Origin of the sequence: Acinetobacter qingfengensis (genome assembly GCF_008693185.1) — a bacterium.
Taxonomy (GTDB): Bacteria; Pseudomonadota; Gammaproteobacteria; order Pseudomonadales; family Moraxellaceae; genus Acinetobacter; species Acinetobacter qingfengensis.
In genome coordinates this window covers 126,676-152,666 of the sequence record NZ_VXKN01000006.1, presented here as the reverse complement: position 1 = coordinate 152,666, position 25,991 = coordinate 126,676, and the positions used below count along the sequence as shown (strand labels likewise).

Below are 25,991 nucleotides of genomic sequence, written 5' to 3'. Positions count from 1 at the left end.
ATGCTCAAATTTTTTTATTTGTATTGAGATTTTTTAAAATGGCAATTCCTCAGCATACCATTGATCAAATTCTGGATCGTGTCGATATTGTCGATCTCATTAGTCAACGTGTAAAACTTAAAAAAACTGGACGAACTTATTCTGGCTGCTGTCCATTTCATCAAGAAAAAACGCCATCTTTCCACGTCTATCGAGACAAAGCGTATTATCATTGTTTTGGTTGTCAAGCCAATGGAAATGCCATTCGATTCCTCATGGATCTGGATAATCGTAACTTTATTGATGTTATTAAGGATCTGGCGCAGCAAACCGGCATTGAACTGCCTAAAGATGATTTTTCAGCAAAAAAAGCCACGTATCAACGTAAAATTACCGAAACCACCACAATTGCACCATCGACTGATGCAATAATCACGTCTAATGAAATTACTGACGCACCCTCTCTATCAGTTGATCCTTTTGCTGATTTTTATGCAATGGAACCTATGCCTGGTGATGATTATGCCGCTTTGTCAGCAAATGATGCGACCACTGAAGAACACTCACTTTATGATCTTCTAGAACAAGTCACTCTGTATTACCAAAAACAACTCAGTGCTGCACCACATGCACAAAACTATTTCCATAATCGGGCATTAAACGAGAATACCATTACCACATGGCGATTAGGTTATGCACCTGCCGATTGGAATCATTTAGAAAAAGCTTTTCCATTAGATATTGAAGGTTTAAAACTGGTCGGTTTAATTAGAGAAAATGATTCTGGAAAAAATTTTGATCTATTACGTGATCGTGTAATTTTTCCAATTCGTGACAGTAAAGGCCGTGTTGTAGGATTTGGTGGCCGTGCCCTGAATGATGAAATCAAACCTAAATATATTAACTCTCCAGACTCGGAAGTTTTCCATAAAAATCAATTACTTTATGGATTGTATGAAGGTCGAAAAAACAAAAGCATCGACTGGTTAATGGTCGAAGGTTACATGGATGTTATTGCCTTACACCAAGCAGGAATCACAGGTGCAGTTGCCACATTAGGAACCGCCAGCAATACCGACCATCTAAATATTTTATTTAAACAAAATCCACGCCTGACATTAGCATTTGATGGGGATGCAGCCGGACAAAAAGCCGCATGGCGGACACTGGAAATTGCCTTACCATTACTCAATGATGGTAGAGAATTACGATTTTTTATTCTGCCCGACCAACATGACCCCGATTCATTAATACGCCAGCTTGGTTTAGAACAATTTCAACAATTACTTAACAAAGCCCCATTACTGTCTGACTACTTATTTGCTCAATTGACCAAACGTTACGATATTAGTCACCCTGAAGGTAAAGGTATGGTGATGGCAGAATTACGCCAACTGACCAACACCTTACCAAATGGCTCATATAAATACTTATTATCACAATCTTTTCGGGAACGTTTGGGCTTTGGTCGCAAGAAATTTGATAGTAGCACACAAGATAAGGATTTAAGTTTTGACCGCATTGACCGCAATCATTTATTGGTAGCATTACTTATGCATTATCCATTGCTATTTCCTCATTTTGAAACCCTCAGAGCATTTATCCCCAGCCAAAGTAATACACCGATTCGGCAATTATTGGATATTTTGGATAAAATTTACGATACCTTGCCTAAAGACATTGAATTGAGTCGTTATTTTGCTTTAGGTGCAGCTGCAAATTTACATGGGAAAATTTTACCCATTCTCAATCAGGTTGATATTGAAGATTTACAGATTAATCACCCCGAAGAGTTGGATAAACATGCCCAATCATTATTTGTATCGATGAAAATTTATTATTTAAAACTCAAACTCAAGCATCCTGCATCAGTCAAAGAAGCACATAACCTCAAAAAACAACTCAACGATGCTTCCAGAAGCTTAACTGAATTACAGATCAGCGAGCCTTAGTTTTACGCATGTTGTCATGAATGTCTTGTATCGTTTCATTCAGCCATTGGGCGTGTTCCGGTTGCTCTGCTCTGGCCGCTTCACGAAACAACTTAGATGGAATATGCAACATTTTATTGGTTAATCGCTGCGACAACCTTTCTAATAATTCTGCTGGATCAACGCCTTGTTGTAATTGTTGCAATGCCAATTGAAGCTCTTTCTGGCGCTGATGTTCTGCAAAGTCACGATATTGTTGAATATCATGTCCTGCCCGTTGTACTTTTTCATTAATGACAAACTGTGATGCCAGTTGTGAGACTAAAATCTCTGCATCAAGTGCAGCCTGACGACGCTGTGACAAATTATCATCAATTACTGCCTGTAAATCATCAACTCCATATAAGTAAACACTATCCAAATCGTCTACTTTAGCATCAATATCACGAGGAACAGCTAGATCAACCATTAACATCGGTTGATATTTTCGCTGTTTAACGGCACGTTTTACCGCAGAATATGAAATTACCTGATGTAAACTTCCAGTACAACTTGAGACAACATCCGCACGATACAAATTATTTTCTAGTTGATCAAAATCAATTACCTCCACCTCAACACGAGTAGCGAGTTCCTGTGCCAGATGTTCAGCTTTACTGCGAGTTCGATTACAAATAATCATTTTTGCCACACCCATTTCAGCCAGATGTTTTGCAACCAGCGTATTCATTTCACCTGCTGCGACAATCAATACCGTCATCTGCGACACATGGCTAAAAACCTGTGTTGAAAGTTGTGCAACAGCATAACCCATGGAAATGGCATGGGCACCCACAGCAGTTTCAGAACGCACCTTCTTTGCTGCATAGAATGCATATTCAAATAAACGATTTAAATGTGGAGAAACGACTTCGGCATCTTTGGCCAATATTAATGCATTTTTGATTTGACCTAAAATTTGTGGCTCACCCAGCATCAATGAATCCAGCCCACTGGCTACACGCATCAAGTGCGTCATGGCATCTACATTTTCATAATGATAAACATGACGCAACAGAGTATTTACATCAATTCCATTACACTGTGCCATCCAATGCAGTACATCGTCAGTATTTTTGGTTAATGCATAAATTTCTGTACGATTGCAGGTTGAAACAACCACCATATCCGCTAATTCAGGATGTTGTCGTGTTTCAGAAAAGACTGTATTTAATCGCTCTGGATTAAAAGCAATTTGTTCACGGAGTTCAACAGAAGCCGTATGATGATTGACACCCAAAGCCAAGAAAGTCATATTACTTCATCAAGTGGAAAAGATATGATACAAACGTGCATATATGTTAAACAACCATGATACAAAAATGTAATTCGAATGCAGCAAATTTCAGATAATTTCATGCAGAAAACTGCCAGATACTATTCTATCACATTCCTTCTTATAGGAAGTATCACTGCTACGTCTACACTATACGCTGCTGAAATGCGAAACACTGATCATCATAGCGCATTTTTATCCGTTTTTACTGCGGAATTTGCATTAGGACAAGGTAATATTGAACAATCACTAAGCACTTACCACGATTTGGTGATGCATTACAATGTACCCAATATTAATCAGCGCGCTCTAGAAATTGCCTTACAAGTCAATGATATTGATGCAGCACTAGAAATTGCCAAACACTGGGTTCAGCAATATCCTAACGATGTCCCAGCCATGTTTTATCTTGCCCACCTCGCATTACGCGCACAACAATACGAATTGGCAGCACAAACACTGGATCACATTCTCAGTCTAGACACGAATGCTGATCTGGAGGGAATTCTGGACGGCATTTACCCTGAATCTCTTGAAGCCCGTCAGGCATTATTGATTGCGCTAGATCATATTAACAAACAGAATAATCCCTCTCTATTGGTCATTGTCGCTGGACTTGAAGCACAAAATGGCCAGTTTAACAGTGCTTTAAAGAAAGTAAATGCAGCACTCAAACAACGACCAAATGTGGCCAGTTTTATTATTTTGAAAGCCAATTTACTTTTTGCTTCCGATCAGGAAAAGGATGCACTTAAATGGTTGAATAATAATAGTCTAAAACAAAAAACCTCAGATGTTGGATTATTTGAAGTCCAACATCTTATTCGACAAAATCAAATGCAACCTGCGTTAAATAAATTGAAAAAAATGATTCAAAAATGGCCAGAAGAGGAACAACTATTATTTTTGGCAGGCATTACCAGTATTGACTTAAAACAATATGATCAAGCAGAAAAGTATCTACGCACTTTACAAGGGTCGATCAATTATCAAGATCAAGCCAATTATTATCTGGCAGTCAATGCCGAACGAAAAAAAGATTTCGCTGATGCTATTGAACTCTACAAAGCTGTAGATGGTAATTTCTATACCGTGTCCAGAAAAAATCTCGTCGCTATTTATCTTGCTGCCAACAATTCAGGTGACGCAATTCGCTTTTTAACTCAGGAGCGAGTCAGCCATCCCTATCAAGCCAGCTTCTTATATCAATTACAAGCACAAATTCTAGATAAAATTGGACAAAAACAGCGTGCGATTACGTTACTAGATGATGCCATTCAGCAAATGCCTGATGATGCCGAATTAATTTACGCACAAGTATTATTATTTGATCCATTTCAAGATCGAGATCGTTTAGACCATGCATTAAATCGGTTACTGGATATTGAGCCCAATAGCCCAACATTCCTAAATGCCTACGCCTACACACTCGCCTTACAAAATCGTAAACTTGACATTGCCAGAAAATATGCTGAACAAGCCTTGAATTATGCTCCGCAACAAGCCTCCATTCTAGATACGCTCGGGTATATCGCCTTTTTACAAAATGATCTTGATGTCGCAGTCAAATCACTGGCAGAAGCTTATAATTTATCTCCAAATCTATCCATTGGTATTCGCTACGCAAAAGCACTATACATGTATGGCGATATCGAGCAATTTGCGAAATTATGCGAAATTCTGGCAGAGCACTACCCAGACAGCCCGGAAGTTCTGGAGTTACAACATCTTCTAATTCCCATTCAAAGTACACAGGTTTCATAAATTGACATGATGAAAAAACAACTTCTTATTCTATGCAGTTGCATTGGTTTTTTGTTCACTGGTTGCCAGCAAATCAGTAAAACGCCTGCACTTAGCATGACGCAACCAGAAAACGTTGAGCAATTTAAAATTACTGGAAAAATTGGTGTACGTACTCCACAACAAAATGGTTCAGCTTTTTATGGCTGGACTCAGATCGGTGATCAATTTGCCATAGATTTAACCGGCGCACTTGGCGTTGGACAAACCTCAATTCGAGGCAAACCCGGTGATGTCAGCCTGACTTCCAGTAAAACAGGTACGATTGAAGCAACGACGCCAGAGGAATTATTATTTAAGGCAACCGGTTGGCAAGCACCAATCACACATCTGGTTGCATGGATCAATGCCAAAACGGCGACTGCTCAAGCCGAACAACAAACTGATGCACAAGGTCGTTTAAGCACTGTTCATGAAGGTGGCTGGACTGCTAATCTGAGTTATAATAATCAGGAAAAACAACCAAGTAAACTTGTATTAGTTGATGATGCACAGCAAAATCGAGTCACCCTCACCATTCAAACCCGTGAATAGCATGATACAAACACTTCATGTTGCGTCCCCCGCAAAGCTCAATTTGTTTTTACATATCACAGGTCGTCGTGAAAATGGTTATCATGAATTGCAAACTATTTTTCAGCTGATTGACCTATGTGATGAGCTAAGTTTTCAATATAACGAAGATGATCTGATCCAGATTAAAGGTCTTGATCACGTTGAATTAGAAAATAATCTTATTTATCGTGCAGCCATGCAACTTAAGCCATTTCGTCAACACGGCACCATGGGCTGTCATATTCAGCTTAAAAAAACCATTCCCATGGGTGCAGGTCTGGGTGGAGGCTCTTCCAATGCCGCGACCACACTACTGGTACTGAATCAATTATGGCAATGTCAATTATCAAAAACACAATTAATGGATATCGCAAGCAAACTTGGTGCTGACGTTCCGATTTTTGTTTCAGGTCACAATGCATGGGCTGAAGGTATCGGTGAAAAGATCACACCACTCTATAGTTTGCCCAAAAAACGTTATATCATCTTGAAACCTGACTGTTTTATCAGCACTCAATCGTTATTTTCACAAAAAACATTGACAAGAGATTCAAAGCCCTCTAAATTTGCCGCCTATCAAGACAACCCAAGCAACTTTGGAAATAATTTCGAACCACTAGCTCGACAATTATATCCAGCAGTTGAACAAGCTTTTCAGTATTTAAATCAATACGGTCAAGCAAAACTCACTGGAACTGGTGCTTGTGTTTTTATTGAAATTGCAGATGATCTAGATACAACAAAGATTCTGAAACAAGCACCATGTACTGTATATGTTGCTCACAGTCTGAATCACTCACCTGTACTAGATTATGTCAATGCGCTATAGGGGCGTCGCCAAGTGGTAAGGCAGCGGGTTTTGATCTCGCCATCCGTTGGTTCGAATCCAGCCGCCCCTGCCATTTCAATAATAAAGTTGTCAGCATGTTAGGGGCGTCGCCAAGTGGTAAGGCAGCGGGTTTTGATCTCGCCATCCGTTGGTTCGAATCCAGCCGCCCCTGCCATCTTAAAATAGATTATTTGATAAAATTCAATATCTTATAACTCTATTTTAAAAAACTTTCTTGCAAATGACTGTTGACAAAAACACTTTTTGCAATTAAAGTTCACATCCTATAGGGGCGTCGCCAAGTGGTAAGGCAGCGGGTTTTGATCTCGCCATCCGTTGGTTCGAATCCAGCCGCCCCTGCCATTTCAAAAGTTTTCTCAGTTAGCCAACAAACAAGGGTGTTACATGCCCAATCTTGTCGTTTTTAGTGGAAACGCACATCCACAATTTGCTCATAAAGTTGTTAGCCATTTACATATTCCGCTAGGTTCTGCATCAGTGACCCGTTTTTCTGACGGTGAAATTGCTGTTGAAATTACTGAGAATGTACGTGGTAAAGACGTATTTATTGTGCAATCAACCTGTGCCCCGACCAATGATAACCTGATGGAAATTCTGGTTATGGCTGATGCACTTCGCCGTGCCAGCGCTGGTCGTATTACCGCTGTAATTCCTTACTTTGGCTATGCACGTCAGGATCGCCGCCCGCGTTCAGCTCGTGTACCAATTACGGCTAAAGTTATTGCTGACATGCTAACAACCGTTGGCATTGATCGTGTAGTGATGATTGATCTCCATGCCGACCAGATTCAGGGCTTCTTTGACATCCCTGTTGACAATATTTACGGTACACCAGCTTTACTTGCTGACCTACGCCAACAATCACATGATAATCTGATGGTGGTTTCACCCGATGTCGGTGGTGTAGTACGTGCTCGTGCTGTTGCAAAACTCATGGGCGATATTGATCTTGCAATTATTGATAAACGCCGTCAGAAAGCCAATGAATCTCAGGTAATGCATTTGATTGGTGATGTGAAAGGCCGTGATTGCGTGATTGTTGATGACATGGTGGATACAGCCGGCACACTGTGCAAAGCAGCTGATGCATTAAAACAGTTTGGCGCAAGCCGTGTACTGGCCTATGCAACTCACCCTGTATTGTCAGGTAAAGCCATTGAAAACTTAAAAAATTCCGTGATTGATGAATTGGTTGTAACTGACACAATTCCGCTTTCTCAGGAAGCGCTGGAACTTGGAAAAATTCGTCAGGTTTCTGTAACTGCAATGGTCGCTGAAACAATTCGTCGTATTAATAACGAAGAATCTATTAGCGCAATGTTCGATTCTTATCTATAATATTGCGCTTTCAAGCCCTGTAACTTCAGGTTATAGGGTTTTTCTTTGCTGGATTGGTCGCAAATCTAGCTTATATTTAACTTAATGAGGATATTCTCATGGCAAATTTTGTATTAAATGCTCAAACACGTGCTGATGACAAACAAGGGAAAGGTGCGAGCCGCCGCCTTCGTCGTGAAGCATTGGTTCCTGCAATTATCTATGGTGGTGATGCAGCACCAGTAACAGTTACTCTTGAACTTCGTGAAGTTGTTAAAGCGTTGGAAAGCGCAAACTTTTTTGAAGAAGTAATTGAAATTAAAGTTGGTGACAAAGTTGAAAATGTTAAAATTCAGGCTTTACAACGTCATCCAGCTAAAAATACACCTATGCACGCTGACTTCAAACGTGCTTAATCGCGTGTAAAGAGAACAATGTCGTGAATCATCTTTCACTCATTGTTGGTTTGGGCAATCCGGGTGCGGAATATGCCCAAACTCGACATAATGCAGGCTTCTGGTATGTAGAACAGCTCGCTGAACGCTACAACATCCAGCTTAAAAATGATAATAAATACAATGCAATTAGTGGTCGTGGGCAAATTGAAGGGCATGATGTTCGTTTATTATTACCGCTCACATATATGAACCGTTCTGGTCAAAGTGTTGTACCCTTTGCCAAATTCTATCAAATTCCTACAAATCAAATTCTCATTGCACATGACGAACTGGATATGAATCCCGGTGTAATTCGTCTAAAAAATGGTGGTGGACATGGTGGACATAATGGTCTACGTGATATTGTCCCTCATTTAGGTGCTGATTTTTTACGTTTAAGAATCGGCATTGGCCATCCTGGAAGTAAGGATCGGGTATCTGGACATGTTTTGAGCAAAGCAGCTAAAAATGAGCAAAATTTAATGGATCAAGCCATTGATCATGCATTAACTCAAACCAAAGCATTAGCTCAAGGTGATATTGCCAAAGCCATGAATGCAATCAATGCATTTAAAGCCACTTAATTACGATTTTAAACTGCAATTTCCCGCGTTGAAAAATGCATGTACCTTTATGAAAATTGATGCTCATAAAGTATTTGGAGGACACAATCCATGCAATCTCGTTTATTAAAATGCAAAATCCACCGCGCCATTGTAACTCAGGCAGAATTACATTACGAAGGATCCTGTGCAATTGATGGTGTATTAATGGATATTGCAGGTATTAAGGAATATGAAGAAATTCATGTCTGGAACGTAACCAATGGTAAACGTTTTACGACCTATGCCATTCGTGGTGAAGATCACTCAGGAATTATTTCTGTCAATGGTGGTGCAGCACATCAAGCAGAAGTAGGTGATATCGTCATTATTGCAACGTTTGGTGATTTTGATGAAAAAGAGGCTACTGAGCACAAGCCTCGCTTAGTCTATGCTAATCCTGATAATACCGTGAACCACACTGCAAATTGTATTCCGGTACAAATTGCTTAAAGTATAAGCCAATAAGAATAAAGCCCTTTCAATACAAAGATCAAAAGGGCTTTTTATTATATTATTTGGATTGCAAGCCAAGTGCATCACGAATAACAAAGAATAAATCTGTTTGATCAAGCAAGCCATTCACATTGGCCGCACGTGGGCCGAATGCAGCGATACGAACCTGTACGCCAGTATGTGTCTGGCTACTACCAGTTTCTGTAGCATAATTAATTGCCATCGGTGCGTGATCTTTAGCAGTAAGTAAAGATACTGTACGACCAGGACTATTTGCCCCTATTGGAATAATCTGGCTAGTATGTGCATGATCGCCTGTAACAATAATCAAAGTATCTCCATGTTGTTTAGCGAATTGTAGTGCGACTTGCATTGCTTCATCAAGTTGTTTAGTTTCGCCAATCTGACCACAAATATTGCCAGCATGGTTTTCTTTATCAATAGAACCACTTTCTACCTGCAAGAAAAACCCCTTAGGATTATCTTTTAGTAATTCAATGGCTTTTGCTGTCATATCTTTAAGTAATGGTGTTTGTGCAGTGAATGCAGCATTATTCTGGCAACTCACGGGAGCAAGTTTATTTCCACCTACAACAGATGCAGGTCCCGTCCAAATCACAGGTAAATTACCTTCTGCAAACAAACCAAGAACTGGTTTTTGCTGGTTTGCTTTCGTTACAGCCTGTAGTTCTGAGGCATTTTTTACAATGTTAAATCCTTTTGCTTGTGCTTGAGCAAATAAAGTCTGCCCTTTAAATGCACCGGCTGTGGCCACTTCATTAAAAGTTGCTGCACCACCGCCCAGAGTGACATCCGCATGAGAACGTATCAATTGTTCCGTAATCGACCCTAGGCCACCATTTTCAAGTGCATTGGTTGGGCAGCTTTTAGTCGTTGCGGATGGGCCATAACATTTGCGATAGGTCACATGTGCATACATCGCGGCAGGTGTCGCATCCTGTATTTCTGTGGTGGTTACATTACCTGTTGCTAAACCTGCTTTTTTAGCAATTTCCAGTAAGCTAGCCTGAGCTTGCCCTTTCAAATTAACACCAATTGCACCATTGTATGCCTTAGTCCCTGTTGCCCAGGCTGTTGCAGAAGCTGCAGAATCTGTGACGTAATTAATCGTACCGCTTTTATCAATAGAATAGGTGGTATAACTTCCCGTAAATGGTAGAACATCAATACCTTTTAAATAACCAGAAGCACCTTCAATATAATTACGAGCAATTGTAATTTCTGAATCGCTGGTACCATCACCAATGAATAAGATAACATTCTTCGCTTTCGCACTATTAATTGATGATTTTAATAATTCACTACGTTCCTGTTTTAATCGTGTTGCCCCACCCAGTACAGTTAAATCACCTTTAGCACTCGCATCAATTAATGCCGCATTCATAGATGTTGCCGTAGATACTGTCGGTTTTGAACTCTGCTGATTGGCAGATGTAGTGCATCCCACAACCATTGCCATGAGTATCGGTAACATTAACATTTTATGTTGCATACGTTGTCCTGATCTTTTGTTTTGAATTACGGTAGGAAAGCTAATGCTCTATTATGAATACAAGATGACAAAATGGTAATTTTCATAAATTTAGCAGAAATTCATCTATAATTTTTTATCATTATGACTTGTTCTGCAAATTTATGACCACTAAAATAATTATATCTTCAGGGCGGGGTGTGATTCCCCACCGGTGGTAAATTGCAACTGCAAAAGCCCACGAGCGATAAATTTTTCTTATTGCTGATTTGGTGTAATTCCAAAGCCGACGGTATAGTCCGGATGAAAGAAGACGACCATCATACCTGTATGTTTTCAACTACTGGTTTTTAGCCTGTTTTTCTCTATGTCCTGAAATGTTCAGCCGTATTTGTTTTTTACGAGAGCGTTTCATCATGTCAAGTTTATTTGCAACAGATTTATTTTATTCTGCCCTTACCCCTGCCAAGCAACGTATTCAACAGGCTTTTGCTGATCTGCGCGCTGGAAAACCCATTGTGGTCATGGACGATTTTGATCGTGAAAATGAAGCAGATCTGATTGTAGCTGCGGAAACATTAAATGTAGCCACGATGGCACAAATGATTCGGGATGGTTCCGGCATTGTGTGTTTATGTTTAACTGAACAATGGGCTGATCATTTGGCTTTAAACCCTATGGTTCAAGACAATTCCAGTCAATTTCAAACTGCGTTTACGATTACTATTGAAGCAAAAGAAGGCGTCACCACAGGTGTATCGGCCCAAGATCGGGTGACGACCATTCAAACGGCGATTCGTGATCATGCTCAAGCATCTGACTTAAATCATCCAGGTCATGTTTTTCCATTACGGGCACGTGAAGGTGGTTTGCTGACTCGGCGTGGTCATACTGAGGCCAGTGTTGATCTGGCCAGAATGGCTGGTTTAAAACCGGCTGGCGTATTGGTTGAATTAACCAATCAAGATGGTTCAATGGCCAAGGGTATTCAGGTATTAGCCTATGCCCAAACCCATCATCTCAGTGTATTAACCATTGAAGAAATTGTGAAATATCGTCTGGAAAATCATCTATAAAATATTTTAACCAATGGCCTGATGTAAATATATTTACATCAGGTATTCTCTGTATTTTTCGATGTGATATAAAAAAATAGTTTGGAACCTATGGATAAATTTTCTGATACATTTTTAGCTAAGCACTATTCTGTGTCATTTTCTAATCCTTGAATATTCTGCTGAATAAAATTCGCTCTTAACCAGGCCACTTCGTAACTTGCCTGTGCTAGTTGTAAGACTCTGGCTTCAAAAGTTTTCCAAACCGCTTTAACTTGCTGCTTATTCAATCCCAGACCACTTTCATCTGCAAAACCTATATTCTTTTCACATAATTTGAGTGCGTGATATAACTTACGCCCTAAACTTGCATCCGGCATTAATTTTACGCGTTTATGTTCAAGAAAATGCATGACTTGCTGTAACTGATGCTGTGGCAACATAGGAATCAAAATCTGATCCAGTTGCGCATCTAATCTTTTCCAGACCGCAGCTTTTTCGGCAATACTATATTTATTCCATTGAATAACTTCATGGTTAAATCGTCGACATCCTCGGCAGACACTATCACCAAAAACTGTTGAACAACGTCCAGCACAAGGTGTAAGCGCCACATAAGTCTGTGTTTTAATGATTAAGTTAGACATCAAACAACAACCTATCTATTTCCCCATAAAAATTACGGGTTAATCGCTTTATCATAAATAATCCGCTAGAATAGCGCACTGATTATTTCTATCAACCAATTGGAGTTAATCCCATGAACGCTACTGTAGAACAGCTTGCACCTGTCGCAGAACAAGCGAACACCCCTTGGGTTGTTGCTGCACTTTATCAATTCCGTGAAGTTGCTGATCCAGCAGATTTACGTGAACGTTTAATTAATCTTGTTCAATCAATTAATTTGTGTGGCACGCTTATTGTAGCAGGTGAAGGGATTAACGGTACAGTTGCTGGTGATCGACATGCGATCGATAGCATTAACCAATTTTTGCAAAATGAAGGCTTTGATAATCTTGAGTATAAAGAGTCTGAAAGTCATGAAAAACCTTTTCGCAAAATGAAAATCAAACTAAAAAAAGAAATTGTAACATTAGGTGTAGAAGTTAAACCACGTAGTTTGGTTGGACATTACTGTGATCCTGAAGAGTGGAACGAATTAATTAGTCGTGACGATGTGATTCTCATCGATACCCGTAATGACTATGAATATAAAGCAGGAACCTTTCAAGGTGCCATTGACCCACAAACAGAAACTTTCCGTGAATTTCCTGATTATGTACGTCAACAACTGGCAAATCATAAAGATAAAAAAGTTGCCATGTTTTGTACTGGTGGAATTCGCTGCGAAAAATCTACTTCCCTATTATTACAGGAAGGTTTTAAAGATGTTTATCACCTGAAAGGTGGTATTTTAAAATATTTAGAAGAAATGCCGGCAGAAAAAAGTCTATGGAAAGGTGAATGTTTCGTTTTTGATGGACGTACAGCTGTTACACATGGTCTTCAGGAAGGGATTAACGAGAAATGTCATGCTTGTGGTTGGCCAACTACACCAGAAGAGCGGGCCTTACCAAGTTATGAACATGGTGTTTCCTGTATACACTGTATTGATAAAACTACAGAACAACAAAAAGAAGGTTTCCGTATGCGTCAATCACAGATTGTATCAGCCAAACGTAAACGCCTGTAATATTTTTATATTACTCAATATTTTCATGCCATAGATCATCTATGGCATTTTTTATTTACTGGATTTATTTTATTGAATCGAGAATCATCTGAAATTTTTCACAGTCAAGTGAATTATTATTATCAATTTAAGTACGACATTTGCTTATTACAACATCATACATTGGACGAAGATAAACTAATGGAAAAATTTAAAAATCGAGAAGCAATTAATGGATATATCTGGCAACTTCTCCCCCAAATCTGCATAGACACATGACAAACAAAATAACTTAAAACATCTGGTATTTAACCTGTTTTTTTTGCAACATGAATATTCTGATCACAAAAAAATATATGGTATGGATTTAAAAGAATGGGTATTAAATATCATGGAGCAACTGGGTTACTTCGGTATTGCCTTGCTCATGTTTCTGGACAATATATTTCCACCAATTCCATCTGAAATTATTATGCCCTCCGCAGGTTACACTGCTTCTCAAGGACAGCTTCAATTATTAGGTGTCATTATTGCCGGTAGTGTAGGCTCAATATTGGCTGCTGCAACACTTTACTGGATTGGAAGAAAAATTCCAAAATCACTACTATTTAAATGGATAGATCATTATGGAAAATATCTATTTATTCAATCCAAGGATGTGAACAAGGCATTAATCTGGTTTGAGAAATATGGACATCGCATTGTATTTTTTGGACGTATGATTCCTGCAGTACGTTCGTTGATTAGCATTCCGGCTGGTATGAGTCAAATGCCATTTACCAAATTTATGTTATACAGCACAATGGGAACGCTAATCTGGACCAGCTTTCTCGCCTGTATTGGATATTATTTGGGAAATAATCCCGTATTGATGCATCAAGTCTTACAGAATACTGGACTGATTATATTGGTTATTGCCCTAGCGATTACTGCAAAAATTCTTTATAAAAAATTTAGAAAATAAAAAATCCGATATCACGAGTGATATCGGACTTAGGCTAATCAACTATAACCTTAACCAAAAAACTTTAAAAAGCCTTGAATGACGACGACATTCACCAAGTCAATAAAAAACGCACCAACCAATGGCACAATCAAAAAGGCCTTATGTGAGGGACCATACATATTGGTAATCGCTTGCATATTCGCAATTGCATTTGCAGTTCCACCCATACCAAAACCACATAATCCAGCGCCCAAAACGGCTGAATCATAGTTGCTGCCCATCACTCGAAAAGATACATATACAGCAAATAACCACATGGTAATAGTCTGAGCAATTAATAATAAGATCATAGGTAATGCCAGATCGGCAAGTTGCCATAATTTCAGTGATACCAATGCCATTGCCAAAAATAATGCCAAAGCCGTATTACCAAAAACGTCAATAGAACGATCAAAAATTTCCTGTTTAAAAACACTTTCCAAAACATTACGCAATAAAATACCACCACCCAATGCCCAGACAAAAGTTGGTAACTCAAACATTGTATCCATTGTAATATCACGCATAATTGTGGCAAAAGCCAAGGTAAATGCAAACATACCCAATGTTGTAATGGCATTATCAGATGTAATCAGACGCACTCGATGCGGTTGTTCAAACACATATTCCTGTTCAGAAACAGGCACATCATTACTTTCTGTTTGCTCCTGCTGACTAATTGGCATTGCAAGTTTATGCTTACGGATTAAATAACGCGCCAACGGCCCACCCATTAATCCGCCAATGACCATACCAAAAGTTGCACTGGCAATTCCCATAGGCAATGCTCCTTCAACAGCATATTTGCTCTCAAAGATTGGCCCCCATGCACCAGCCGTACCCAAACCACCAATTAACGCAATTGAACCGGCCACAATACCCATTAATGGATCAAGTCCAACTGCTTTAGCAACCGCCATTCCGATACCATTTTGTATTAAGACAAAAAATGAAATTGCGATCAGAAAAATAACCAGTGGTTTACCACCTTCTCTTAACTTGGAAAAATTAGCACTTAAACCGATTGATGCGAAAAACATCAACATAAAAGTATCTTGCATGGTTTTATTGACAGAAACGGTATAGCCAAAATATTGATGCACAATATAAAAAATAATGGCACCGACCAGACCACCAGCAACAGGTTCAGGAATATTATATTTAGTTAAAAAAGGAATTTGTTTATTTAATATTCGACCGGTATAAAGTACCAGAACTGCCAACATTAAACTAAAAGTAGGACTTAGAATATAATCCATAAACACTCCTAAAAATTACAACCCAAAAATTTATACTGATTTAACTAAAAAATTAAGTTGAATACATCAAAACATGACCGCATAAAAAAAGAAAAGCACTCACATCTCGTGGTGCTTTCGCTATTATAGTGTATCAAATTGTATATTACAGCAACATGCAGATAAAACTTACACACTATCTCATTAAATTGCTATGCTTCAGGGGCATGATATAGCAAATAAATTTCGGTGAGGTTATCTGGAATTTCTTCTGCTAACTCATCCATCAACTGACCATTACGACGAAAAGATTCCATTTGTGGATCTTCATCATCAATGCCACTAAATACCATCATGGGTAAAGTCAGCTCAACCAGTGTTTCTTCAATTTCATCCTGAAACCATGCTTCTTCATTTGTAAACATCGCATCAACAAAACCAACGCTCCAATCGCCTAAACTAGAATCCACATCAGCTTCTTCAATTTCAAATGGAAATTCAATTAACTCTTCATTCGACAAAGTTTGCTGAATATCTGCAAGCCATAACTTAATCTGAGTAATAATTTCTACAGGTACTTGCTGCTCATTTTGATCAAAAAGTAAGGAAAGCCAGTTTTGTTGCTGTGGTCCCACTGCAATCGCACATAGAAAACCATGTGTAGCAGCAAAATCCAAGCCATACTCATTCTGGTCACCATCAAGGTAATCACTTAAAAGGTCTAAATCCAAAGCTGCCATAACATGTTCCTGTTTAGTTTATCGCTTATCGATATCTCGCATGATAACATCAATCTTCGTCATCGAAGTCATCAGCTAAATCATCATCATCAAACTCATAATCAAGCTCTTTCAACTCACGCTCCAAACGGCGCTGAGCCAGAAGATCATCAATCAGTCGACGTTTTTCCAGAGATTCCTTGGCGCTGATTTTACTGGCAGTTTCATCAAACTGAGTATCATCTTCGACAAAGCTATCATCCAATTCAAAATCCTGAGAACTGCTCACCTATAAATACCCCAAATAAAAATTTAAGAGCGTTAGGCGCTATTTATCTATAGTTTTTCAACTTGTCAAGATTTTTTTATTAAGACTATGATTTAAATAAGTTTATTAATAATTCATAAAAGCTATAAAATCATCTCCCAAGAATTTACTGTTGTTTCTTCATCAAATAAAATACTTGTGCACATTTATTAAAACTGAATTCCTCTTGAAATTGTCTACCACAACCCAATATAAAGGAAACCCACAATTCTGGTGCATTTTTCGCCATAAAAAACAGGTTAGCTAAATCATAACGATGCTTTTTATGCTATTATGCGCTGTTTCACAGTCATTTGATTCTTATAAGAGTGAGCTAAGATGAGCGATATGCATTCCCCAACCTCCCAAGTTGCGGCACTAATTAGCCGAGGCAAGGAGCAGGGCTATTTAACTTACGCTGAGGTTAACGATCATCTCCCAGACTCTATTACCGAAAGTGAGCAGATAGAAGATATTATTCAAATGCTCAACGATGTCGGTATTCCAGTCCATGAGCGGGCTCCAGAATCTGATGATGCGATGTTTGATGAAGCGCCTGACGCAGGTGATGAAGTTGCAGCAGAAGAAGCTGCGGCCGTATTGGCATCAGTGGAAAGTGAACCGGGACGTACTACTGACCCTGTACGTATGTATATGCGTGAAATGGGAACAGTTGAATTACTTACCCGTGAAGGTGAAATTAGCATTGCAAAACGCATAGAAGATGGTATTCGTGACGTTTTACATGCTATTGCCTATTGGCCAAATACTGTTGAAGTCGTTTTAAACGAATATAAAGAAACTTTAAGTGACGAGCCACAACGCCGTTTAGCTGATGTATTGTCTGGTTATCTTGATCCGGAAAGTGAAGAAGAAATTCCTGAAGTTCTTGAAGATGAATCACTTGATGAAGACGATGAAGACTCTTCAAGTAAATCAACTAAAGAAGTCAAACTTGATGACGATGATGAGGAAGAAGAATCGGATGACAGTGACAGCGATGCAGATGGTGATTCAGGCCCAGATCCAGAAATTGCAAGACAACGTTTTGCAGAACTAGAAAGTGTTTGGTTAACCACCAAGGAAGTGATCGCTAAACATGGTCGTAATAGCCTTGAAGCGAAACAACAACTTGAATCCTTGGCATCAATTTTTATGATGTTTAAATTAACCCCTCGCCTGTTTGATCTGGTTTCAGAAATGATTCGTGGTACGCACGATCAAATCAAATATAGCGAAAAAGAAATTATGCGTTACAGTATCCGCCGGGGACGTATGAGCCGTGATCTGTTTCGTAAAACTTTCCCAAGTAACGAATCCAACTTTGCTTGGTTAGATGAGCAAATGACCGTTGTTGATGTAACCACCAAAGGTCATCTGGAAAAAGTTCGCCCAGATATTTTGGCATTTCAGCAAAAAATTGCTGAAATCGAAAATGATTTAAGTCTGAATGTGAAGGAAATTAAAGAAATTTCCAAACGTATGGCAATTGGTGAAGCCAAAGCTCGCCGTGCAAAAAAAGAAATGGTTGAAGCAAATTTACGTCTGGTAATTTCAATTGCGAAAAAATATACCAACCGTGGTTTGCAATTCCTTGATCTTATTCAGGAAGGTAATATCGGTTTGATGAAAGCGGTGGATAAATTCGAATATCGCCGTGGTTATAAATTCTCAACTTATGCAACATGGTGGATTCGTCAGGCCATTACTCGTTCAATTGCCGATCAGGCCAGAACGATTCGTATTCCAGTCCACATGATTGAAACCATTAATAAAATCAACCGTGTACAACGCCAATTACTTCAAGAAATGGGACGTGAACCAACTCCTGAAGAATTGGGTGAACGTTTGGATATGGATGAGATTAAAATCCGCAAAGTGCTGAAAATTGCCAAAGAGCCAATTTCAATGGAAACTCCAATTGGTGATGATGAAGATTCACATCTTGGCGATTTTATTGAAGACCAAAATATCACCTCACCTGTAGATGCAGCAACGTCTGAAGGTTTACGTGAAGCTACGCGTGAAGTACTAGAAAATCTGACTGAACGTGAAGCAAAAGTTTTAAAAATGCGCTTTGGTATTGATATGCCAACTGACCATACACTAGAAGAAGTAGGTAAACAATTTGATGTGACCCGTGAACGTATCCGTCAAATTGAAGCGAAAGCTTTACGCAAACTTCGTCACCCTTCCCGTTCTGAACATTTACGCTCTTTCCTTGAAAATGACTAAGTCTGGTGATTTTCTTGAGGGTTGAATTTTAGAACTTTATCCTTATAAAGTATTAAAGTAATTTAAAAACGCCTGCTCGATTGCAGGCGTTTCACATACAGAGGCATCTTATGATTGACCGCACACCATCTCGTGAACTTCAGGAGCATCTTTGGGTATTTCCAATGGATTATCCAATTAAATTAATAGGTCATGCAGGCGAAGATTTACGTGTTGCAGTCATTGAAATTCTGTTAAAACATTTTCCAGAATTTGACGAAAATACATTGAAGGTTCAACCTTCACGTACAGGTAAATATCATTCGATTACTGCTCAATTGCGTTTTGAGGAATTAGAACAAGTACATGCTTTATATGCTGACTTAGCTGCATGTCCTCATATTAAAACCGCGCTGTAAACTTTAAAATTCTCATCAAAACGATGAGAATTTTTTTATGCTTGTTTGATGAAGATACTTTTTGCAAATTATTTATAAAGATTTTAGTTATTTTTAAGCCTTCTCTTGATAATTTTTTTCGTTTTCCAACATTATTTTATAGAATTTTAAGTTGATATCTCTTTAAATTTTTGACACTGTAATTTAAAAAAGATGCTAACAAAGTTTATTATTAAGCTAAAACTTGTCATCATTAGGATCAGCTAAACTTAATTATTTTTTTACCTGTTACTTACAAAGTTTAGATTCTGCATTAAATAAAATAAAAACATTAGTAAATAATCATGATGGTTAAATCATGTTATTGACCAAACTTTGTAATCATAGAAAAATGTACACCATTAGGTTAAGCAGAATAATTTATTCTGGAAAAAAATTAATTGATTGCAAAATCATGCTTGTTTACTGCAAATTAATTGCAATATTTTTTAATTTTTTATCAGTAATATTTTTATTGGAATAATTGAGATGAAATCAGTGAAAAAAATTACCAGAAAAATGACGATATCGTCATTAAGTTGTGCAGTATTGAGTTGTATTTTTTCTCATGTATACGCAGAAGATAGATCAACACAAAAATTTCAGCAACTTGATACACTGGAAGTTAGCACTGTCAAAACAACAGCAAAACAACAAGCTCAACAACATTTAAAACAAGTTTCTGGTGCAACTAATTTTGTAGATTCGACACAACTTGAACAAAGCAGATTATCTAACAATAAAGATGTTTTAGCGTATCAAGCCGGAGTTTATGCTCAATCTCCAGGTAACGAAGGCAGTAAAATTTCTATTCGTGGTTCTGGAGTCAACCGGGCCTCCGGTGCACACGCTTCCGGTTTGCTCATTTTACTTGATGATCTACCTTTAACTGGTCCCGGAGGAACGCCTTATGAGCTACAGGAACCCTTATGGTTGGATCATGTTGATGTTTATCGTGGTGCCAATGGTTTTGAAAAAGGTGCTTTAAATCTGGGCGGTGCTTTAAATTATGTTAGTAAAACAGGTAAAGATGCCGATAAATTACAACTACATTATGAAACAGGTCGCTATGGTTATCAAAAATACAGTCTGAGTTCCGGGCAGGATTTTGGTCATTACGATTACTATGTATCTTTCACTGGTTCAGATACAGATGGTTATCAACATCATGCTTCTGGTAATAGTAAAGGTGTAAGTGCAAATGTCGGTTGGCAAATCACACCAGAGATTGAAACCCGTTTTTATGTACGTTATCGGGAAACTGATCATAAAACACCGGGAGCGTTAACCAAGCAACAGATTGCTGAGAATCCTCGTACAGCAAATAGTTTTAACCTCAATTATGGTGCTTTTCGCAAACAGCCTGGCAGTACATGGATTGCCAATAAAACGACTGTGCATTTTGATCATGGGGGTATCCTGACAGCAGGATTGTCTTATCATGATTATCCTATGGATTTACAGGAAAGCTTGTATCGCACACAAATTAATTATCGTGATCTGAGTGCAATTTTAAGTTATCAACAGCCTTATCAATTGTTTGGTTTAGATAGTACTGGCAAAATTTCGTTACGGACAACTTCGCATTTGCCTAATACCTATGGCACAGAATCTTTGCGTTTTAATTCTAGTTCTGGAACTTATGGTACACGCTTTGGAAATAACCAATACACTGCTGGAACGATTGCTCGTAAATACCATTTACAAGGATCAGATAATGCGCTGACTCTAAGCAATGAATTGGCATTAACACCTGATTTTTGGCTGATTACCGAACTGGCTGGCATCTACAATACACGTGCTTATGAAGTAACTTACCCTGCAACGGATGATCGATATTCTAATCATGAGTTTCATCTCGCACCAAGATTAGGTTTTCGCTATGAGATTCAACCTGATATACAGTTTTATGGTAATGTAAGCCGTTCCATTGAGCCAGCACATCCATGGGCTTTAGGCTGGAGTGGTAGTGCTTATTTTAGTTCAACGGATGGTGCAGCAAGTGGACGACCAAGTGGTTATGCGAAATTAAAAACTCAAACAGCCAATAGTATTGAGCTGGGTAGTCGTGGTGAATCAATTATTGGGCAATGGGATCTAAGCGTATATAAATCATGGGTACGTAATGAGTTTTTACAGGATATATTACCTAATTCAGGATATATTGTGGAATACAATGCCAGCCCAACTATCCACCAAGGTATAGAACTTAGTCTGAATAGCCTGTTGTGGGATGGTCAACAACAAGGGGAAATTAATCTGCGTCAATCCTATACGCTCAGTGATTTTCATTATGAAGATGATGCAACATTTGGAAGTAATCAACTGGCGGGGATTCCCAAACATTATTATCAAGCAGAATTACGATACAGCCATCCCACAGGTTTCTATGGTGCTTTAAATACTGAATATGCATCCAAACGCTATACTGATTATGCAAATAGTTTTTATGCAGATCGTTATCAAATCTGGGGAGCGACACTTGGGTTTAATGCCCCTAACCAGTATTGGCAAGGCTGGCTAGATTTTCGCAACATCGGCAATAAGCACTATGCTGCCATCGTAACACCGGGATATAACGATAAGGGACAGGATGTAGCTCGCTCAATTCCAGGTGAAGGTTTTGGTACTTATGCAGGAATTACATGGCGTTTTCACTAATGAAATCTTTTAACAAAGTATTGATATTCATTTAAGCCTCACCTCCTCAGAGAGAATTTAATGAATTTTGCAAGCATTTAATTTATTTTTAAATTCGCTTCCTCCAGCAGCAAGATCAAGGTTTTGCTGCTTTTTTTATTTTAAGGTTTTCTCAAAAAGTTTTGCGCAGTAAGATACAACAATTAAATCAAACAGCAAAAGGACATGTTTGTGCGTAATACAGATTCTCAATGCTTGATTATTCGTAGATGGGCAAATCATCAGGATTACACTGAAAAATTTAATGCAATGAAAGACTTCACCTTCAATCGTCAAGAAGATACGATTGATGAGTTATGGTTATTACAACATCATGCTGTTTTGACGCAGGGGCAAACCGGAAAACCAGAACACATTCTCATTCCTTCGGATATTCCCGTAGTACAAACTGATCGTGGTGGACAAGTCACTTGGCATGGTCCCGGACAATTGGTAGGTTATTTTTTATTTGATCTAAACCGTTTGAAATGGCATGTCCGTGATCTAGTCGATTTTGGTGAAAATATCATGCTATGGTTATTACAACATTATCAAATTGATGCTTATACCAAAAAAGATGCCCCGGGAGTTTATGTAAATAACCGAAAAATTGGCTCGTTAGGATTTAAAATTCGCCGAGGACGTAGCTATCATGGTATTGGATTGAATATTGATTGTGATCTTAGCGGTTTTCAAACCATCAATCCCTGTGGATATGCTGGACTGGAAATGGTACGTTTTTCAGATCTATTGGATCAAGCACCCAGCTTTACTGAAATTACCGATTTATGTATACAATTCATCCAGCAACAAAATATCTATCAAAAGATTGAAGTCATTGACCAATAAGTCAATCTCAGGTTGATGTTTAATGTTACTGTATCTATAAACTTTTCATACAATCTGGCTCATTGACTCATCATCGGAATAATCATGCAAAGTACAAAAAGCTTCAAATCGCAATTAGAAAAATACTATGTTAATGCCATGATGGACATTATTGGTCGCGGTTTAGTGGTTGCAAGTCAGGTTGATCCAGAAATTCAACAGGAAATTCAGGGTTTTCCTGAAGGCTTAATATTTTCCATGTCGGTATTTCCACATGGCCCGGAATTTCGGGCACAGGTCACGGCACAGCATCAACTGATTTTATTACAAAGCAAACAGCAATCTGTAGATTTAAACATTCGCTTTAAACACTTACATCACGCATTTATGGTATTTTCCTTTCAGGAAAGCACTGCACAGGCTTTTGCGAATGATCGTATGATTGCAGATGGCGAACTTTCCTATGCAATTCGTTTGGTACGCTGTTTAAATAAAATGGAAGCTACTATTTTACCCAAAGCCCTCGCCAGCCTAGCTGTAAAAGCTTATCCGCAACATCTAAACTTTAAAGAAAAAATCAGTCTGGCGGGTAATATTTATTTCAAAATTGCCCAGTCTTACTGGAAACGGAGTGCATAACATGACCAAAGCATATTATGAGTTTTTTTGTCCGGTCAAAGTGATTGCAGGTCATGCAGCACTAGAGCATATTCCTTTTGAACTCGCCACACTCAATGCCAAAAATGCTTTGATTATTACCGACGAAGGTGTCCGTCAAAATGGTTTACTTGCGCCAATTGAGCAAGCATTTATTGGAACTGATGTCAAAATCTCTGCTATTTTTGATGATGTACCTCCAGATAGCAGCTTAATCACCGTGCGTCAGGCGGCGCAAACATATCGTGAACATCAATGTGATGCCATTCTGGCAGTAGGTGGCGGTTCTGTTATTGATACAGCTAAAGCCATGAATATTCTGGTGTCTGAAGGTGGTGATGATTTATTGAAATACTCCGGTGCGCATAATCTTCCCCGTCCACTTAAGCCATTATTTGTCATTCCGACCACTGCAGGCACTGGTTCAGAAGTAACCATGATTGCCGTAGTGTCTGATCCAGAAAAAAATGTCAAACTGCCTTTTGCATCCTATTACCTTATACCGAATGCAGCTATTTTAGATCCACGGATGACCCAGACCTTGCCTGTTCATCTGACTGCCATGACCGCCATGGATGCCATGACCCATGCCGTTGAGGCTTATACTGGTTTAGCAGCAAACCCTTTAAGTAATGCTTATGCGACAGCTGCCATCAAAAAAATCAGTGAAAATTTATTTAAAGTCATAGCCCAGCCAAACCATACTGATGCGCGTCTGGAACTGGCTCAGGCATCAACCATGGCAGGAATCGCCTTTTCCAATTCCATGGTAGGTGCTGTACATTCTCTGGGGCATGCTTTAGGTGCAGTTGCACATTTACCTCATGGTTTATGCATGAATTTGTTCTTACCCTATGTACTTGACTATAACGCATCAATCAATTCAGATAAGATTGCCGAATTATTACTTCCGCTTGCTGGTGCAGATGTTTACGCACTTACTCCTTATGATCAGCGAGCAACTCGTGCCATTCAATATATCCGTGAAATGCGGGATCAGCTATTTAGTTTGGCAAAACTTCCTCGCACATTACAGGAAACAGGTAAAGTTACTCAGGCACAATTTATGGAGATTGCTCAAAAAGCGCTTGATGATGGTTCTATTATTTATAATCCTAAAGAGTTGACGCTTCAAGATCTACTACAAATTTTGCATCAAGCATGGTAGTTTTAAACAGGAAATCTTCATAAACCAGAGGATTTCCCATTTTACATGAATACAAATGATAATCTTTTCGATATAATCACATTTGCAACTCTTTGAAGCATATATAATGATAGGCCACATTGATGATTACAACACAAATTATATGTTCGGATCATATTTCTCTTTTTACTCGCATTAGCAGTCTGACGGTTGAACAAATCAAACATCACCAGCAAGCCCATGCTTTAAGAGAGCAGGATCAAAACAGTAAAAATAATATTATTATTTCGGGCGCTTACCAGAATGTGAATTTTTCCTGCGATGGACAGGATGTATTTATTAAAGGAATTGGGCAAACCATTACACTAAAAGGTAATTGTCGTTTTATTACCATTCATGGTGCAGGAAATATTGTGTTTGCTGACTGTGTAGATTTTATTGTCAATCATGGCTTTAATAATGGTGTGTATTATCGTAAAGCCTACCGTAAAAACAAAGTCTGTCAGACCATAGAAGGTATTGGTACTTTTGCCGAACCTTATAATACCCGATCCACTCGGCGTTGTTACCGCAACAGTAAACGTGCCAGTCAACCAAATTAAAATTCTGGTGCTGAAATAATTTCCAGTCTGTTATGCCGTAATGGATGTTGCAATGCCAGATAGCTGGCATGTAAAGCCATACGGTTCAACATGCTACGTTGAGGTTCTGGATGATAAAGTTTGTCGCCAGTAATTGGATGACCAATATATGCCATGTGCAATCTTAATTGATGTGAACGACCCGTAATCGGTATCAACCTGATTCGGCTAATTTGATGTTGTCCATCAAACCCCATTGAATAATATAAAGTTTTTGCAGCTTTACCTTCAATAAAATCAATTTTTTGTTTTGGACGATTAGGCCAGTCTGTCATTATCGGTGCTTCAACATCCCCTACTCCAGATAATTGTCCTTCAACCAAAGCAAGATAATGTTTTTCAATGTTTTTCTTCTGGAACATTTTACTCACAGCAACTTCAGCATCACGATGTTTGGCAAACATTAAAATTCCTGATGTTGCCATATCCAAACGATGTGTCACTTTTGCGGTAGGATATAATTTTAAAATTCTAGTATAGCAACTATCATAATGTTCCGGCAGACGCCCAGGGACAGAGAGTAAACCGACTGGTTTATTAATAATAACCAGATCATCATCCTCAAACAAAATCTCTAGTGCCTGCTGCGGAGGTCGATAAATAAATGGTTGTTGTTGCTCTGACATAATTACCCTTAATCAATAGAGGATATGTGGTTGGATGTAACAAATCATC

The 25,991-nt window shown here is 38.7% G+C and carries 25 protein-coding genes, 3 tRNA genes and 1 riboswitch; of the genes, 21 read left to right on the top strand and 7 right to left on the bottom strand.

Annotation, left to right across the window (positions count from 1 at the left end):
• Nucleotides 1–38: 38 nt before the first annotated feature.
• Nucleotides 39–1,931: a DNA primase gene (locus F4V57_RS09655; RefSeq protein ID WP_070068454.1), complete on the top strand. Its 1,893-nt coding sequence runs from the start codon at nucleotides 39–41 to the stop codon at nucleotides 1,929–1,931.
• On the opposite strand, the gene hemA is transcribed toward F4V57_RS09655, so the two are convergent.
• Nucleotides 1,918–3,204: a glutamyl-tRNA reductase gene (gene hemA, locus F4V57_RS09650; RefSeq protein ID WP_070068455.1), complete on the bottom strand. Its 1,287-nt coding sequence runs from the start codon at nucleotides 3,202–3,204 to the stop codon at nucleotides 1,918–1,920. The genes F4V57_RS09655 and hemA overlap by 14 nt on opposite strands.
• 78 nt (nucleotides 3,205–3,282) lie before the next feature.
• Between hemA and F4V57_RS09645 the strand changes: the two genes are divergently transcribed.
• From F4V57_RS09645 to panD, 10 genes are all read left to right on the top strand, one after another.
• Nucleotides 3,283–4,989, top strand: coding sequence for a tetratricopeptide repeat protein (locus F4V57_RS09645; RefSeq protein ID WP_081409124.1), 1,707 nt, complete (start codon nucleotides 3,283–3,285; stop codon nucleotides 4,987–4,989).
• A complete protein-coding gene (lolB, locus tag F4V57_RS09640) occupies nucleotides 4,990–5,562 on the top strand; it encodes a lipoprotein insertase outer membrane protein LolB (RefSeq protein WP_406564507.1) in 573 nt (190 codons plus the stop codon).
• A gap of 1 nt (nucleotide 5,563) precedes the next feature.
• The gene (gene ispE, locus F4V57_RS09635) at nucleotides 5,564–6,412 is read left to right on the top strand and encodes a 4-(cytidine 5'-diphospho)-2-C-methyl-D-erythritol kinase (RefSeq protein ID WP_070068458.1); all 849 of its coding nucleotides are present in this window, start codon (nucleotides 5,564–5,566) and stop codon (nucleotides 6,410–6,412) included.
• Nucleotides 6,411–6,485 (top strand) — tRNA-Gln (locus F4V57_RS09630). Before ispE ends, F4V57_RS09630 begins: the two co-directional genes overlap by 2 nt.
• A 27-nt stretch (nucleotides 6,486–6,512) precedes the next feature.
• Nucleotides 6,513–6,587: transfer RNA gene (locus F4V57_RS09625), tRNA-Gln, on the top strand.
• Between the two features lie 113 nt (nucleotides 6,588–6,700).
• Nucleotides 6,701–6,775: transfer RNA gene (locus F4V57_RS09620), tRNA-Gln, on the top strand.
• Between the two features lie 42 nt (nucleotides 6,776–6,817).
• Nucleotides 6,818–7,771 carry a ribose-phosphate pyrophosphokinase gene (locus tag F4V57_RS09615; RefSeq protein WP_070068459.1) on the top strand — a complete coding sequence of 318 codons (954 nt, stop codon included), beginning with the start codon at nucleotides 6,818–6,820 and terminating at the stop codon, nucleotides 7,769–7,771.
• Between the two features lie 98 nt (nucleotides 7,772–7,869).
• Nucleotides 7,870–8,166: a 50S ribosomal protein L25 gene (gene rplY / locus F4V57_RS09610; protein ID WP_070068460.1), complete on the top strand. Its 297-nt coding sequence runs from the start codon at nucleotides 7,870–7,872 to the stop codon at nucleotides 8,164–8,166.
• 23 nt (nucleotides 8,167–8,189) lie between these two features.
• Entirely contained in the window at nucleotides 8,190–8,771 is a 582-nt protein-coding gene (pth, locus tag F4V57_RS09605; RefSeq protein WP_070068461.1) for an aminoacyl-tRNA hydrolase, read from the top strand.
• 90 nt (nucleotides 8,772–8,861) lie between these two features.
• Nucleotides 8,862–9,242, top strand: a complete 381-nt coding sequence (gene panD / locus F4V57_RS09600; protein ID WP_070068462.1) for an aspartate 1-decarboxylase — start codon at nucleotides 8,862–8,864, stop codon at nucleotides 9,240–9,242.
• 61 nt (nucleotides 9,243–9,303) lie between these two features.
• Here panD and phoA read toward each other — a convergent pair whose 3' ends face one another.
• Nucleotides 9,304–10,758, bottom strand: a complete 1,455-nt coding sequence (gene phoA / locus F4V57_RS09595; RefSeq protein WP_070068463.1) for an alkaline phosphatase — start codon at nucleotides 10,756–10,758, stop codon at nucleotides 9,304–9,306.
• Nucleotides 10,759–10,917: 159 nt separating this feature from the next.
• Nucleotides 10,918–11,056: riboswitch (FMN riboswitch) on the top strand.
• A gap of 97 nt (nucleotides 11,057–11,153) precedes the next feature.
• Here phoA and ribB point away from each other — a divergent pair.
• Nucleotides 11,154–11,813, top strand: a complete 660-nt coding sequence (gene ribB / locus F4V57_RS09590) for a 3,4-dihydroxy-2-butanone-4-phosphate synthase (protein WP_070068464.1) — start codon at nucleotides 11,154–11,156, stop codon at nucleotides 11,811–11,813.
• Nucleotides 11,814–11,938: 125 nt separating this feature from the next.
• Here ribB and F4V57_RS09585 read toward each other — a convergent pair whose 3' ends face one another.
• Nucleotides 11,939–12,439, bottom strand: a complete 501-nt coding sequence (locus F4V57_RS09585) for a DUF1289 domain-containing protein (RefSeq protein ID WP_070068465.1) — start codon at nucleotides 12,437–12,439, stop codon at nucleotides 11,939–11,941.
• 113 nt (nucleotides 12,440–12,552) lie between these two features.
• Between F4V57_RS09585 and trhO the strand changes: the two genes are divergently transcribed.
• Nucleotides 12,553–13,485, top strand: coding sequence for an oxygen-dependent tRNA uridine(34) hydroxylase TrhO (gene trhO / locus F4V57_RS09580; protein ID WP_070068466.1), 933 nt, complete (start codon nucleotides 12,553–12,555; stop codon nucleotides 13,483–13,485).
• 370 nt (nucleotides 13,486–13,855) lie between these two features.
• Nucleotides 13,856–14,428 carry a DedA family protein gene (locus F4V57_RS09575; protein WP_070068601.1) on the top strand — a complete coding sequence of 191 codons (573 nt, stop codon included), beginning with the start codon at nucleotides 13,856–13,858 and terminating at the stop codon, nucleotides 14,426–14,428.
• Nucleotides 14,429–14,478: 50 nt separating this feature from the next.
• Here the strand turns inward: F4V57_RS09575 and gltS are convergent, their stop codons facing one another.
• The 3 genes from gltS to F4V57_RS09560 all read right to left on the bottom strand — a co-directional run bounded on the left by gltS (nucleotide 14,479) and on the right by F4V57_RS09560 (nucleotide 16,695).
• Nucleotides 14,479–15,708 carry a sodium/glutamate symporter gene (gene gltS, locus F4V57_RS09570; protein ID WP_070068467.1) on the bottom strand — a complete coding sequence of 410 codons (1,230 nt, stop codon included), beginning with the start codon at nucleotides 15,706–15,708 and terminating at the stop codon, nucleotides 14,479–14,481.
• Nucleotides 15,709–15,899: 191 nt separating this feature from the next.
• Nucleotides 15,900–16,427, bottom strand: coding sequence for a YecA/YgfB family protein (locus tag F4V57_RS09565; protein WP_070068468.1), 528 nt, complete (start codon nucleotides 16,425–16,427; stop codon nucleotides 15,900–15,902).
• 49 nt (nucleotides 16,428–16,476) lie between these two features.
• Nucleotides 16,477–16,695: a PA3496 family putative envelope integrity protein gene (locus F4V57_RS09560; RefSeq protein WP_070068469.1), complete on the bottom strand. Its 219-nt coding sequence runs from the start codon at nucleotides 16,693–16,695 to the stop codon at nucleotides 16,477–16,479.
• Between the two features lie 357 nt (nucleotides 16,696–17,052).
• Between F4V57_RS09560 and rpoD the strand changes: the two genes are divergently transcribed.
• From rpoD to F4V57_RS09525, 7 genes are all read left to right on the top strand, one after another.
• Complete coding sequence (rpoD, locus tag F4V57_RS09555) at nucleotides 17,053–18,948, top strand: RNA polymerase sigma factor RpoD (RefSeq protein ID WP_070068470.1); 1,896 nt, start codon at nucleotides 17,053–17,055, stop codon at nucleotides 18,946–18,948.
• Nucleotides 18,949–19,058: 110 nt separating this feature from the next.
• Nucleotides 19,059–19,346, top strand: a complete 288-nt coding sequence (locus F4V57_RS09550) for a YbeD family protein (RefSeq protein WP_070068471.1) — start codon at nucleotides 19,059–19,061, stop codon at nucleotides 19,344–19,346.
• 507 nt (nucleotides 19,347–19,853) lie between these two features.
• A complete protein-coding gene (locus tag F4V57_RS09545; RefSeq protein WP_081409125.1) occupies nucleotides 19,854–22,025 on the top strand; it encodes a TonB-dependent receptor family protein in 2,172 nt (723 codons plus the stop codon).
• A 210-nt stretch (nucleotides 22,026–22,235) separates the two neighbouring features.
• The gene (lipB, locus tag F4V57_RS09540) at nucleotides 22,236–22,892 is read left to right on the top strand and encodes a lipoyl(octanoyl) transferase LipB (protein ID WP_227515643.1); all 657 of its coding nucleotides are present in this window, start codon (nucleotides 22,236–22,238) and stop codon (nucleotides 22,890–22,892) included.
• Between the two features lie 84 nt (nucleotides 22,893–22,976).
• Nucleotides 22,977–23,510 (top strand): hypothetical protein, encoded by a 534-nt coding sequence (locus tag F4V57_RS09535; protein ID WP_070068473.1) that lies wholly within the window; start codon nucleotides 22,977–22,979, stop codon nucleotides 23,508–23,510.
• A gap of 1 nt (nucleotide 23,511) precedes the next feature.
• Nucleotides 23,512–24,696 (top strand): iron-containing alcohol dehydrogenase, encoded by a 1,185-nt coding sequence (locus F4V57_RS09530; protein WP_070068474.1) that lies wholly within the window; start codon nucleotides 23,512–23,514, stop codon nucleotides 24,694–24,696.
• A 122-nt stretch (nucleotides 24,697–24,818) separates the two neighbouring features.
• On the top strand, nucleotides 24,819–25,277 hold the full coding sequence (locus tag F4V57_RS09525; protein ID WP_070068475.1) for a DUF3060 domain-containing protein: 459 nt from the start codon (nucleotides 24,819–24,821) through the stop codon (nucleotides 25,275–25,277).
• Here the strand turns inward: F4V57_RS09525 and F4V57_RS09520 are convergent.
• Complete coding sequence (locus F4V57_RS09520) at nucleotides 25,274–25,942, bottom strand: pseudouridine synthase (protein ID WP_070068476.1); 669 nt, start codon at nucleotides 25,940–25,942, stop codon at nucleotides 25,274–25,276. The genes F4V57_RS09525 and F4V57_RS09520 overlap by 4 nt on opposite strands.
• Nucleotides 25,943–25,991 lie beyond the last annotated feature (49 nt).